Here is a 12,526-nt window from a genome sequence, read left to right on the forward strand (position 1 = left end):
AAACCATCCTGCCCCGCTCTCACACGGGACCCTGCGTGGATACATCTGCCCAGGTATGTGCCCACCGGAAGCTAAGCGGAACAACAAATTCCGCCTCTTCTCAGATCCGACGGTAGCTCGTGTAGAGGAACCCGGCCTCTTCCAGTACGGAGGCGGGCGCCAGCCGGTGCGGCACCGCCACCGCAGGCCCTCCGGAGATGCGCTGGGCCCCGCCCGCGGCCAGCATCGGCGAGATCGTCAGGCACAGCTCGTCCAGCGCGTCGGCGGCCACGAACTGCCCCAGCAGCCGGGGTCCGCCCTCGGTGAGCTGGCGGCGCAGCCCCCGGGCCGCGAGCTCCCCCACGATCCGGGCCGGATCCACGGCCGCCCCGTCGCCCGCCAGCACCACATCGGCCCCGGCCGCGGCGGCCGCCGCCACCCGTTCGGCGGGTGCGGCCGCGCCGGTCACCACGAGGGTCGGCACGAGGGGGGAGGTGAACAGGGGCAGGGAGAAGTCCAGGTCCAGACTGGCCGTGACCACCGCGATCGCGGGCGCCGGACCCTGCCCGGCGGCCGCGCGCCGGGCCGCGAAGGCCTCCCGCGCCCGGGCCGGACGGTACCCCTCCTGGCGAACCGTTTCGGCGCCCACGACCACCACGTCGGCCAGCGCCCGCAGGGTGCCGAAGATCCGCATGTCGGTCTCGCTGGAGATCGGCTGCGAGCGCCCGTCGTGCTGGGCGGCGCCGTCCAGCGTGGAGACCATGTTGGCCCGCAGCCAGTGGCCCTCCGGGCCGAGCGCGGGGTACGCGTACGCCTCCGCCAGCTCGTCCAGCGACCACTCGCGGTCGCTGCGGTCGCCGCGGTCCGCGGGGGCCGGGGCCGGGCCGGCCGGTGTCTGATCGGTCACAGGGAACAGGCGTCGCATCGGTGAAGTGTGCCACGCCCCGTAGAGTTAAGAGCTGTGTCAACATCACTCTCCACCTCCGGATCCACCTACGGGCGACCCCCGATAGCCGGCCCGGCCGAGGCCGGCCCGCAGGCCCTGTGCGCCCGCGAGCCGCGCGTGCCCGCCGAGCGGCTGGTGGCCGAGATGGTGCCGCCGCCGCGTTTCGACTCGGTGCGCTTCGACACCTACGACCCGGACCCCGGACAGCCGAGCCAGTCCCAGGCCGTCACCGTGCTCAGCGGCTTCGCCGCCGGGCTGGGCGGAGCCCACGCGAGCGGCGGCGGAAAGCGCCGCTGGTTCGCGAAGAAGGCACCGGCCCCCACCGCCCCGCGCGGGGTCTACCTCGACGGCGGCTACGGCGTCGGCAAGACCCACCTGCTGGCCTCCCTCTGGCACGCCACCCCGGCCGAGCCCGCGCTCAAGGCCTTCGGCACCTTCGTGGAGCTGACCAACCTGGTCGGCGCGCTCGGCTTCCAGCAGACGGTCCAGACCCTGGGCGGCCACCGCCTGCTGTGCATCGACGAGTTCGAACTGGACGACCCGGGCGACACCGTCCTGGTCTCCTCGCTGCTGAGCCGGCTGGTCGAGCAGGGCGTGGCGCTGGCCGCCACCTCCAACACCCTGCCCGGCAAGCTCGGCGAGGGCCGGTTCGCCGCCGCGGACTTCCTGCGGGAGATCCAGGGGCTCTCGGCGCACTTCCGCCCGCTGCGCATCGACGGCCAGGACTACCGCCACCGCGGCCTGCCGGAGGCGCCGGCGCCGTTCTCGGACGAGCAGGTCACGAAGGCCGCGTACGCGACCGAGGGCGCGAGCCTGGACGACTTCCCGGGGCTCCTGGAGCACCTGGCCAAGGTCCACCCCAGCCGGTACGGCGCCCTCACGGACGGCATAGCGGCGGTCTGCCTGACCGACGTCGGCCCGGTCCCGGACCAGTCGACGGCGCTGCGCCTGGTGGTCCTCGCCGACCGGCTGTACGACCGCGAGATACCGGTCCTGGCGTCGGGCGTCCCCTTCGACCAGCTCTTCAGTGAAGAAATGCTGAACGGCGGCTACCGCAAGAAGTACTTCCGGGCCATCTCGAGGCTCACCGCACTGGCACGCGACGCGAAACCCCTGGTGTCCCAGTAGGTTTGGGGGCGCCGGACCGACCCGCCAGCCGGGACGGTCCGGCCGTTCCCAACATCTTCCGAAGGGATCCACCATGGCCACCACGCGTACCGCGCACACCAACTGGGAAGGCAACCTGCTCAAGGGCGCCGGTGTCGTCACCCTCGACTCCTCGGGTCAGGGTTCGTTCGACGTCTCCTGGCCCTCGCGCGCCGAGGCCGCGAACGGCAAGACCAGCCCGGAAGAGCTGATCGCCGCCGCGCACTCCAGCTGCTACTCGATGGCCCTCTCGCACGGCCTCGACGGCGCCGGCACCCCGCCCACCCGGGTGGAGACCAAGGCCGACGTGACCTTCCAGCCGGGCGAGGGCATCACGGGCATCCACCTGACGGTCCGCGCCGAGGTCCCCGGCCTGGACGCGGAGGGCTTCGCCGCCGCCGCCGAGGACGCGAAGAAGAACTGCCCGGTCAGCCAGGCCCTGACGGGCACGACGATCACCCTGAGCGCGGAGCTGATCTAACGGTCCGGCGGCCTCGGCGCGTCCGGGGCAGGGGGGCGCGGGCCCGTGGTAACACGGGGCCGTCACCCCCCTCGCCCCGGGAGCCGCCGATGTCCGTCACCCGCCGCACCCTGCTCGCCGGCATCACGTTCAGCGGAGCGCTCGGCTCCCTCTTCGCCGGCGGCTCCCCCGCCGTCCCGCTGCCCCGCCGGGGGTACGGCCCCCTGGTCTCCGACCCCCACGGGCTGCTCGACCTCCCCGCCGGCTTCCGCTACCGCGTGCTCTCCCGGGCCGGCGACCCCCTGCGCTCCGGCGAAGGCCCCGTACCGGCCAACTGCGACGGCATGGCCGCCTTCGACGCGGGCTCCGGCCGTGTCCGCCTCGTCCGCAACCACGAGAACCGCACCACCGCCGCCCTCCGCGTCCCCGCCGTCGACGGCCTCACCTACGACCCCCACGCCCTCGGCGGCTGCACCCTCCTCGACCTCGACCCCGGCGGCGGCGTCACCTCCGAGCGCGTCGCCCTCGCCGGTACGGCCGTCAACTGCGCGGGCGGCCGCACCCCCTGGAACACCTGGCTCAGCTGCGAGGAGACCGAGGACCGCGCCGGGACCTCCGGCTACACCAAGGACCACGGCTACGTCTTCGAGGTCGACCCCGCCGACCCGCACCGCAGCGGCGCCGTCCCGCTCACCGCGATGGGCCGCTTCGCGCACGAGGCCGTCGCCGTCGACCCGTACCTCGGGACCGTGTACGAGACCGAGGACGCCTTCGTGGAGCCCTTCGGGCTCTTCTACCGCTTCCGGCCCGCGCGGCCCCTCGCCGGGCCCGGCTCCCTGCGCGCGGGCGGCGCCCTCCACGCCATGCGCGTCCCGGGCCTGGCCGACCTGTCCGTCGTGGACGAGACCGGCGCCGAGTTCCCCGTCGAATGGGTCCCCGTACCGGATCCCTCGGCGGCGCGGACCCCCATCCGGTTCCAGGACTTCGGGCCGGGCGGGATCACCCACGCGCAGAAGCTGGAGGGCTGCTACTGGGGCGACGGCGGAGTCCACTTCGTCTCCAGCTACGCCCGCCGCCTCGAAGGCGCGCCCGCCGACCACCACGGCCAGGTCTGGTTCCACGACCCGCGGCGCTCCACGATCCGCCTGGACGTGCTCTTCGGCCCGGCCGCCGACATCCGGTTGCCCGGGGACTCCCCCGACAACATCTGCCTCGCCCCGGACGGCGGCCTGATGGTGTGCGAGGACGGCGGCGGGGACCAGTACGTCTTCGGCGTCACGCCCGGCGGCGAGGTCTACCCGATGGCCCGCAACGCCGAGGACATCGGCAAGCCGGGAGCCCCGGAGTGGGGCGAGTTCGCCGGGGTCACCTTCGCCCCCGACGGACGGACGATGTACGTCAACGCCTACACCCCGGGGACCACCTTCGCCGTGACGGGCCCCTGGCACTGACGCGTCGGCCGCGCCCTCGCGACCCCGCCCGATGTGGTGGAGGATCGGAGGGAATCGACCGGATCGGGGTAGGTGGCGGCGGTGGCCAAGGAGAGCAAGAAGAGCAAGAAGACCAAGACCGACAAGAAGAACAAGAAGGACAAGAGGCAGGACGCCCCCCTGCGCCCGCTGCTGCGCGCCCCCGCCGGCGAGCGGCTCGACCTCGGCGCCTTCGACCCCGCATCGACCCCCGGCGGCCCGGCCGGCAAGGCCGCCGGCCTCGCCGCCACCGCCGCGCTGGCCGAGCCGCTCGCCTCCCTCCAGGAGCGGCTGTACGCGGCGAGCACCGCGGGCGAGCGCCGCCGCGTCCTCCTCGTCCTCCAGGGCATGGACACCAGCGGCAAGGGCGGCACGGTGAAACACGTGATCGGCCTGTTCAACCCCGCCGGCTGCCGGATCAGGTCCTTCAAGGCCCCCACGCCGGAGGAGCACGCGCACCCCTTCCTCTGGCGCATCAGGAAGGCCCTGCCCCTGGCGGGCGAGATCGGCATCTTCGACCGCTCGCACTACGAGGACGTCCTCGTCGCCCGCGTCCGCGAGCTGGTGTCGCGCAGTCAGCTGAACCGCCGCTACGCCCAGATCAACCGGTTCGAGCAGTCCCTCGCGGACGACGGCGTCACCCTGGTGAAGGTCTTCCTCCACATCAGCCGCGAGGAGCAGCGCGAGCGGCTGCTGGAGCGGCTGGACAACCCGGACAAGCACTGGAAGTTCAGCCCGGGCGACATCGACGACCGCGGCCTGTGGCCCGAGTACCGGCACGCGTACGAGCTGGCCCTGCAACGCTGCTCCATCGACGCGGCGCCCTGGTACGTCGTCCCCGCGGACCGCAAGTGGTACCGCAACTGGGCGATCACCAAGCTGTTGCTGGAGCATCTGGAAGAGCTGGATCCGCGCTATCCCCCGGCCGGTTTCGACGTGGAGGAGAGCCGCAAGCGGCTGCTGGAGACCTGACGCCCGTCACGCGGTCGGGCGATTCGTATGCCCGCGTCCGCGCCGCTGCGGTCCGCTTGGCAGATGGTCATATATTTTGCGTCCGTGACCCTTTCTGTGCGCAATGTGGCGGTCGCGGCCGCCCTCGGTGCCGCTCTCTGCACCACCCTCGCCGGATGCGGGGGCGGCAGCGGCGGCTCCGCATCCGGTTCCGGCCACCAGGCCGCCCGTATGGGCACCCCCGGGGCCTCCGCGGCGCCGTCCGCCGCCGCCTCCGCAGGCGCGCCGCAGGCGGCCGGCTCCTCTCCGGCCGCCGCCCCGCCGCCCGCCAAGGCCCCGACCCTGGCACCCGGCCCGGGCGGCCTGACCCCGGTCTTCGAGCGGGCCAAGCAGCAGACCGACAAGACCGTCGCGCTGACCTTCGACGCCGACATGACCTCCGACCAGGGGCCGCGCGCCGCGGACGGGGAGCACTTCGACAACCCGCAGCTCATCTCGACGCTGCGCACGCTCAAGGTGCCCTCGACGATCTTCATGACCGGCCGCTGGGCCGAGGAGTACCCGGACCAGGCCAAGGCCATCGGCACCGACCCGAACTTCGAGATCGCGAACCACTCGTACAGCCACCACGCCTTCACCTCGCCCTGCTACGGGCTCCCCGCGCTCGACGCGGCCGCCGCCCGGGCCGATGTGGACCGGGCCTTCGCCGCCTTCCGCACGGCCGGCGCGGTCAACACGGTCCCGTACTTCCGCTTCCCCGGCGGCTGCTACAACGACCAGGCGCTGCGGGCCATCTCCACGGCCAAGGTCACGGCCGTCCAGTGGGACGTGGTCAGCGGGGACGCCTTCGCCAAGGACCCGGACGCGGTGGCCGAACAGGTCCTCACCGGGGTGAAGCCCGGCTCGGTGGTGGTCATGCACTGCACGCGCAGCGCGGCCCCCGTCACCGAGGAGGCCATCCGCAAGATCGTCCCCGAATTGCGGGGGCGCGGCTACCGCTTCGTGAAGGTCTCCGAGCTCATCGGGAAGTAGGCGCGGGCGCGCGGCCTCAGCCGGAACAGGCCGAGCGCTGCGCGTCCTGCCACTCGCACACCGGGCACAGCACCCGGCCCGGGGTCGCGACCCCGTACTCGGTGGGCTTGCCGCACTCCACGCAGTCCGCGTACGGCGGCCCGGCCACCCGCGCCACGGGGGCCGCGGGGGCGGCGCAGTACGACTCGGTTCCGGTCGGCGCGTCCACTTCGTCCATGTCCGCGAGCCTACTCAGCTCCGCCGCGCGCCGGCGAGGCAGGCCACGGCACCCGCCCCGCAGGCCAGCGCCAGCGCCCCCGCGAAGGCCCCGACCGGCAGCGTCACGGCGTGTGCCCGGGAGCCCTCCACCAGCGCCGTCACCGCGCTGCGCGCCGGGGAGCCGGCGAGGCCCCAGGCCAGCAGCGAGCCCAGGCCGCCCGCCAGGACCGCGACCCCCGTCGGGCGCAGCAGCGGCCGGCTGCACAGCGCCCCCACGGCCGCGCCGGTCAGCGCGCACGCGAGGGCCGCCACCACCCCGGCCAGGGCGGCGTCCTGCGCATCCACGTGTTCCGCGCGGCCGGAGTCGCCCATCAGCAGCACGGCCGCCGTGCCCGCGGCCCCGGCGAGCAGCGCCCCGCCCAGCGCGGTCAGCAGGGCCGCCGCGTGCACCCGTACGGGACCGGCCGCGGCGGCCGCGCAGTCGCGGGCGGCGTCCGGCTCGTTGGTCACGCAGACCCGGACCAGCCAGGCCGTGATCGGCACCAGCCCGGCGGCCGCGAAGCCCAGCGAGTCCAGCAGCGGGTCGCCCGGCCGGACCCCGGCGGCCAGGAAGGCCGCGTACAGCAGGAGCGGGGCGATCCAGCGCTGGGAGCGCAGCAGCAGCGCTCCCTGGTAACGCAGCAGGCCGGTCACGGGAGTTCCTCCACGGCGCGGATGTGCCAGGGCGCGGGCGCGGTGAGCAGTTCGCGCAGCACCGCGTCGGACCGGGCGGCGGGCACCGTCAGCAGCAGGCCGCCGCCGGGCGCGGGCGCGGCGGCCAGCCCGGGGGGCGGCTCGGCGCCCGGCGGTCCGGCGGCCTCGATCCGTACGTACGGTCCCGCGGCGGCCGGCTCCTTTACGGGGACCAGCGCGGTCCCCTCGACCCGGTGGTGCGCGTCGGCCGCGCCCGCGAGCCGGGCCGGGTCGTGGTCGACGAAGACCACGGTGCCCCCGGCGGCGGTCCGCTCGACGACGGCCCGGTCCAGCTCGGCGCGGGCGGCGGTGTCGAGCCCGGTCCAGGCTTCGTCGAGGACGAGCAGCCCGGGCTCGGCGAGCAGGGCCTGGGCGACGGCCACCTTCTGGCTGCTGCCCTTGGAGAGTTCGGCGAGCGGGGTGCGCGCGTACGCGGCCGCGCCGAACCGCTCCAGCCAGTGGGCCGCCCGGCCCGCGGCCTGCGCCCGGCCGAGGCCGTGCACCCGGCCCATGTGGGTCAGGTAGGCCGTCGCGGTGAGCGGCAGCGCGGCCGGGAAGCGTTCCGGCACGTACGCGGTGCGGCGCGGCCGCCCGGTGACGCGCCCCTCGGACGGGGTGTCGATCCCCGCGATGATCCGCAGCAGGGTGGACTTGCCGCCGCCGTTGCGGCCTTCGATGCGCACGAGGGCGCCCGGCGGCAGGTCCAGGGCGACCCCGCGCAGCACCCAGGGCCGCCGCAGTCCGTGGCGTCGGCCCACACCGGTCAGTTTCAGTGGGCCGCCGCCGTCTCGGTCACCTCGCTGGGGCGGACGATGACGAAGCCCTCGCCGCGCAGCATCAGCTGGACGGCCTCGCCGGAGCCGCCGCGGATCATCGAGCCGACCGACTGGGAGCGGTGCAGGCCCGTCTCCAGCCGGGCGCTCCAGCCGACCACCGCGTCGGTGTCCACGTACACGGGGTTCTGCGCCGTGACCGGGATGATGATCGGGTGGCCGTCGCAGATCACGGCGAGCTTTCCGGTGCCGGTGAAGAGGCTGTTGAAGAGGCCGCCGCCGGTCATGCCGGCGCCCTTCACCATCTTTATCTCGTAGGAGAGCGTCGGGTCGAAGCAGAGCACGTTGCGGCCGTTGACGGTCAGGGCGTCGCCGGGCTCGAAGTCGATGATGAAGCAGTTGGCGGCCTGGTGCGCGAACCAGGCCTCGCCCTGGCCGCGTACGGACATCAGCGCGAGGCCCTCGCCGGTGACGGCGCGCTTGAGCATGCCGCCTATGCCCTGGCCCTTGCGCTCGAACTGGAGGTCCCCCCGGAACGCGACCATCGAGCCCTGGCGGGCCAGCATTTCACCGTTGACGGTGTACTTCACGGACTTGGCGTTCTGCAGGGTCATGCCCGGAGCGGCGGCCGGCTGGGCCAGGTTCCCGGATGCGAAAAGGTCGCTCTTCATGGGCTCGATCCTCACCCGCCCGAGCACCCCGCGGCATCATCCTGAAGGGGGAGCCTGGCATCCTTGGCGGGATGAGCAGCCAGCACCGGAACCACACTTCAGAGGTACCGGCGGTCGGGGCGGACAGCCCCTTCCGCCGGGAGCACGCCGCCCGCGACGAGGCCCCCCAGTTCGTCCTGCCCCTCGTGGTGCGGATCGAGAAGGCCGAGCCGCCGGCCCGGACGGACGCGCTGGAGACGGCGGCCCGCGCCGTGCTGGTCCTGCTGACCGACGAGCGGGCGCACGGCGGGGGCGAGTGGGCGGAGGCGGTCCGGGACTGGCAGGACGCACGGATCCGGAAGGTGGTGCGGCGGGCGCGCGGGGCGGAGTGGCGCAAGGCCGGGACCCTGCCCGGAGTCACGGTGCACGGTGACATGGCGGAGGTACGGGTCTTCCCGCCGGTGCCCCTGGACGGGTGGCCCAAGGAGCTCGCGAAGCTCCAGGTCTCGGGGACCGACCTGGACGACCCGGAGCCCGTCGCTCCGGCCGCGCCCGGGATTCCGGTGCTGTGGCTCAACCCGGAGCTGGAGATGTCCGCCGGCAAGGCGATGGCCCAGGCCGGGCACGCGGCGCAGCTGGCGTGGTGGGAGCTGACCGGAGCCGAGCGCACCGCCTGGCAGGACTCCGGTTTCCGGCTGGCCGTGCGGACGGCCCCGCGCGAGCAGTGGGCGCAACTGGGCGCGAGCGGCCTGCCGGTGGTGCGGGACGCCGGATTCACGGAGATCGCGCCCGGCTCGGCGACGGTGGTCGCGGACCACCCGGCGCTGCGGGCCCGGCTCGCCGGCGGTGCGGCCGGCTGACACCGGCGGCGCCGGGCAGGAACCTCAAATGTTGCTCTGAACGTCCCTCTCCGCGATTGGCCCGACTCCGTCGGGGCCATCACACCGGCACACGACCGACGAGAGGGGGCGAGGGGACATGGACACCATGGCGCACCTGGGGGTGGGCATCGGATGGCGGCCGGAGATCGCTGACGCGGTGGAGCGGCTGCCGGGACTGGACTGGGTCGAGGTGGTGGCCGAGAACATCTGCCCCGGCCACCTGCCCGCCCCGCTGCTGCGGCTGCGCGAGCGCGGGGTGCGCGTCGTCCCGCACGGGGTCTCGCTGGGCCTCGGCGGCGCCGACCGGCCCGACCCCGCAAAGCTGGCCGCGCTCGGGGAGCGGGCGGTGGCGCTGGGGGCGCCGCTCGTCACAGAGCACATCGCCTTCGTACGGACCTCCTCGCCCGCGCTGGAGGCGGGGCACCTGTTGCCGGTGCGGCGGACGCGGGACGCCTTGGACGTGCTCTGCGAGAACGTCCGGATCGCGCAGGACGCGCTGCCGGTGCCGCTGGCCCTGGAGAACATCGCCGCGCTGATCTCGTGGCCCGGGGAGGAGCTGACGGAGGCGCAGTTCCTGACGGAGCTGGTGGAGCGGACGGGGGTCCGGCTGCTGATCGACGTCGCCAACCTGCACACGAACCGGGTGAACCGGGGCGAGGACCCGTTCGCCGTGCTCGACGCGATCCCGCTGGAGGCGCTGGCGTACGTGCACGTCGCCGGGGGCGTGGAGCGGGACGGGGTGTGGCACGACACGCATGCGCATCCCGTGCCGGAGGTGGTGCTGGACATCCTGGCCGAGCTGCGCAAGCGGGTGTCCCCTCCCGGTGTGCTGCTGGAGCGGGACGACGACTTTCCGGCCGAGGCGGAGCTGGCCGGGGAACTGGCCGCCATCCGGGAGGCGGCGGACCTCGCGGGGCCGTCCCCGGTCCACCCGTCCCCCGTGCCCCGAAGCAGCGCCCCGGACCCTCGGGCGCCGGAGGGCGAGGAGCCCGCCGGGCCGGAGCGCGCCCGGGTACGGGTCGGGGTGGAGCAGGCCGCGCTGTTGTCGGCGCTCGTGGCGGGGACTCCCGTGCCCGAGGGGTTCGACCGGCGGCGCGTACGGGTGCAGGCGCGGGCGCTGGCCGCGAAGCGGGCCGGGATCGTCGCCGGGCTGGCGCCCGAGCTGCCCGGGATCCTGGGCGGTGAGGCGCCGTACCGCGAGGCCTTCCTCGCGTACGCCCGCAGCCGTCCGATGACCGCCGGATACCGGCGCGACGCCCTCGACTTCGCCGAGCACCTGCTGATCCGGGACCTGCCCGCCGACCCCGCCGCGCGGCGGCGGCTCACCACCTGGTGGCAGGACCGGGTCGGGGCGCGGCCGCCGCGCCGGATCGTGCGCTGGGCGCGGACGCTCGTGGGGCGTGCGGCATGAACGTCCTCGCCGTCGCGATCTGGATCGCCGTCATCGTCTCCACCCTCGTGCTGTTCCTCGGCGTGCGCCGCTCCCGGCCGCGCCCGGTCCGCCCGGCGCCGCGTCTGCACGACCTGTCCGAGGCCGCGTTCACGGCCGGCGGCCCCGGCGCGGTCGTGGACTCCGCGCTCGTCTCGCTGCTCGGCGACGGCCGGCTGGTGGTCGGCGGGCCGGGGATCGTGGCGCTGCGGTCCGGGGCACGGGCCGGCGACCTCGCCGAGCGGGCCGTGTTCGAGGCCCTGCGGCAGGCGCCGTCGGGCTGGCTCTACCAGGTGCGGTACGCCGCCATGCTCGACCCGGCCGTCCAGGAGACCGGTGACGCGCTCGCCGCCCGCGGGCTGCTCGCCGTGCCCGGCTCCGGGCGGCGGTGGCGGCGCTGGGGGCTGGCCCAGGTCGTGGTGTGCGCGGTGTGGGTGGTGGCGTCACTGCCCCTGACGTTCGTCGCCATGGCGCTCGAGTCGGGCTCCGGCTCGCAGGTGCCGTTCGTCCTCAAGGTGCTCCCGGTGCTGCTGGCCGGGATCGTCATGGGATGCGTCCTCGCCGCCCGGGCCCGGCAGCGGCTGACCCCGGCGGGGCGGGCGGCCCTGCGCGAGATCCGCGCGCACCACATGAACGACCAGACCCCGCACGTGCAGACGGCCCTGTACGGGCTGCGGGGGCTGCGGGACCCCGCCCTGCGGGAGCAGCTGGTGACGGCCGCCCGCGGGACCAGGCTGGCGGCGGCCCAGGCTCGCAGCGCGCGGCGCGGTTCCCCCTCGTCCACCTCCTCGTCGTCGTCGTCCTCGTCCTCGTCCTCGGGTGTCTACTGCGGGTCTTCCGCCGAGGTCCTGCCCGTCGTATGGTGCGCGGGCAGTGACGGCGGATCCTCCTCCGGAAGCTGCGGGAGCAGCGGTTCCGGTTGTTCGGGCGGCGGTTCGGGTTGTTCCGGTGGTTCGAGCTGTTCCAGCGGCTCCAGCTGCTCCGGCGGTTCCGGTTCCAGCTGCTCCAGCAGCAGTTCGAGTTGCAGCAGTTCGTCCGGTTCGAGCTGCGGCAGCAGCAGTTCCTGACCGGGCACTTCTCCACCCCGTGGGAGTCAGCCATGTTCTGGGTCCTGCTCCTCCTGATGGCCTGGGCGGGGGTGCTGACGTCGTGCGCCCTCCTGCTGAGGGCCGCCGCCGTGGCCTCGCTGCCCGCGCCCGCGCCGCCCGACGGCCATGCGGGCGCCGGCCGCCGCCCTGACGAACTGAACCTGTACGAGGCCGCGTACCTCGCCGGCGGCCCCCGGCGCGTCGCCGAGCTGACACTGCTCTCGATGCAGCGCGGGCGCCGGCTGCTGCTGGCCCACACCGGCTGGGCGACCGTGGTCGACCCGGTGGGGCGGGATCCGCACGAGCGGTCCGTACTGGGCGCGCTCGGACCGCAGGGGCAGGCCCCGGTGGCCGTCGTACGCGGCGCGGCGGCCCGGGACGATGCGGTACGGGCCCTCGCGGACCGGCTCCACGCGGCGGGCCTGGCGCTGCCGGCCGCCGCCCGCAGCGGCGTGGCGGGCGGGGTACGGGCCGTGCGGCGGGCCGCCGCCTGGGTGGCGGCGCTGGCGGCGGCCGCGCTGTGCGTGCCGGAGGAGGGGACGACCGCGGCGGTGATCCTGTCCTGGTTCGCACTGCCGCTGCTGCTCACGCTGGGGTGCCTGGCCATCGCCCGCTTCGAGACGTACCCGTACTCCGCGTGGGCCTCCCCGGCCGGGCAGCGGCTGCTCGTCGCGCTGGACCGCGAGCGCGGCGAGGGGGACACCCTCACGGCCGTGGCGCTGCGCGGGGTCCGGGTGCTGGCGGATCCCGCCCTCCGGGCGGCGCTGGCGTAGGCAACGGGGGGATTGCGCC

Annotated in this window: 14 protein-coding genes; 9 read left to right on the plus strand and 5 right to left on the minus strand. The window is 74.8% G+C overall.

Annotation, left to right across the window (positions count from 1 at the left end; translation table 11 throughout):
• Positions 1-100: 100 nt before the first annotated feature.
• Positions 101-904 (minus strand): pyrimidine reductase family protein, encoded by an 804-nt coding sequence (locus ACFYZS_RS17795; RefSeq protein ID WP_389012863.1) that lies wholly within the window; start codon positions 902-904, stop codon positions 101-103.
• A gap of 36 nt (positions 905-940) precedes the next feature.
• Here ACFYZS_RS17795 and zapE point away from each other — a divergent pair, with 36 nt between their 5' ends.
• The 5 genes from zapE to ACFYZS_RS17820 all read left to right on the plus strand — a co-directional run bounded on the left by zapE (position 941) and on the right by ACFYZS_RS17820 (position 5,983).
• Positions 941-2,053 carry a cell division protein ZapE gene (gene zapE, locus ACFYZS_RS17800; protein ID WP_389012866.1) on the plus strand — a complete coding sequence of 371 codons (1,113 nt, stop codon included), beginning with the start codon at positions 941-943 and terminating at the stop codon, positions 2,051-2,053.
• A 73-nt stretch (positions 2,054-2,126) separates the two neighbouring features.
• Positions 2,127-2,552: an OsmC family protein gene (locus ACFYZS_RS17805; protein WP_030863232.1), complete on the plus strand. Its 426-nt coding sequence runs from the start codon at positions 2,127-2,129 to the stop codon at positions 2,550-2,552.
• Between the two features lie 89 nt (positions 2,553-2,641).
• Entirely contained in the window at positions 2,642-3,982 is a 1,341-nt protein-coding gene (locus ACFYZS_RS17810) for an alkaline phosphatase PhoX (RefSeq protein ID WP_389012869.1), read from the plus strand.
• 81 nt (positions 3,983-4,063) lie between these two features.
• Positions 4,064-4,972 carry a PPK2 family polyphosphate kinase gene (locus tag ACFYZS_RS17815; RefSeq protein ID WP_389012872.1) on the plus strand — a complete coding sequence of 303 codons (909 nt, stop codon included), beginning with the start codon at positions 4,064-4,066 and terminating at the stop codon, positions 4,970-4,972.
• An 84-nt stretch (positions 4,973-5,056) separates the two neighbouring features.
• A complete protein-coding gene (locus tag ACFYZS_RS17820; RefSeq protein ID WP_389012875.1) occupies positions 5,057-5,983 on the plus strand; it encodes a polysaccharide deacetylase family protein in 927 nt (308 codons plus the stop codon).
• A 16-nt stretch (positions 5,984-5,999) separates the two neighbouring features.
• On the opposite strand, the gene ACFYZS_RS17825 is transcribed toward ACFYZS_RS17820, so the two are convergent.
• Genes ACFYZS_RS17825 through ACFYZS_RS17840 form a run of 4 tightly spaced genes read right to left on the minus strand, consistent with a single transcriptional unit; the run spans position 6,000 to position 8,357 of the window.
• Positions 6,000-6,200, minus strand: coding sequence for a hypothetical protein (locus ACFYZS_RS17825; protein WP_389012878.1), 201 nt, complete (start codon positions 6,198-6,200; stop codon positions 6,000-6,002).
• Positions 6,201-6,214: 14 nt separating this feature from the next.
• On the minus strand, positions 6,215-6,874 hold the full coding sequence (locus ACFYZS_RS17830; RefSeq protein ID WP_389012880.1) for an ABC transporter: 660 nt from the start codon (positions 6,872-6,874) through the stop codon (positions 6,215-6,217).
• Positions 6,871-7,686: an ATP-binding cassette domain-containing protein gene (locus tag ACFYZS_RS17835; RefSeq protein WP_389013449.1), complete on the minus strand. Its 816-nt coding sequence runs from the start codon at positions 7,684-7,686 to the stop codon at positions 6,871-6,873. Before ACFYZS_RS17835 ends, ACFYZS_RS17830 begins: the two co-directional genes overlap by 4 nt.
• Positions 7,683-8,357 (minus strand): AIM24 family protein, encoded by a 675-nt coding sequence (locus ACFYZS_RS17840; RefSeq protein ID WP_389012883.1) that lies wholly within the window; start codon positions 8,355-8,357, stop codon positions 7,683-7,685. Before ACFYZS_RS17840 ends, ACFYZS_RS17835 begins: the two co-directional genes overlap by 4 nt.
• Before the next feature lie 71 nt (positions 8,358-8,428).
• Between ACFYZS_RS17840 and ACFYZS_RS17845 the strand changes: the two genes are divergently transcribed.
• The 4 genes from ACFYZS_RS17845 to ACFYZS_RS17860 all read left to right on the plus strand — a co-directional run bounded on the left by ACFYZS_RS17845 (position 8,429) and on the right by ACFYZS_RS17860 (position 12,507).
• Positions 8,429-9,196, plus strand: coding sequence for an aminoacyl-tRNA hydrolase (locus ACFYZS_RS17845; RefSeq protein ID WP_389012886.1), 768 nt, complete (start codon positions 8,429-8,431; stop codon positions 9,194-9,196).
• A gap of 118 nt (positions 9,197-9,314) precedes the next feature.
• Positions 9,315-10,628, plus strand: a complete 1,314-nt coding sequence (locus tag ACFYZS_RS17850) for a DUF692 domain-containing protein (RefSeq protein WP_389012889.1) — start codon at positions 9,315-9,317, stop codon at positions 10,626-10,628.
• Entirely contained in the window at positions 10,625-11,713 is a 1,089-nt protein-coding gene (locus ACFYZS_RS17855) for a TIGR04222 domain-containing membrane protein (protein WP_389012892.1), read from the plus strand. Before ACFYZS_RS17850 ends, ACFYZS_RS17855 begins: the two co-directional genes overlap by 4 nt.
• Before the next feature lie 32 nt (positions 11,714-11,745).
• Positions 11,746-12,507: a TIGR04222 domain-containing membrane protein gene (locus tag ACFYZS_RS17860; RefSeq protein ID WP_389013451.1), complete on the plus strand. Its 762-nt coding sequence runs from the start codon at positions 11,746-11,748 to the stop codon at positions 12,505-12,507.
• Positions 12,508-12,526: the final 19 nt, after the last annotated feature.

It is taken from the genome of Streptomyces sp. NPDC001903 (genome assembly GCF_042891345.1).
Classification (GTDB): Bacteria; Actinomycetota; Actinomycetes; order Streptomycetales; family Streptomycetaceae; genus Streptomyces.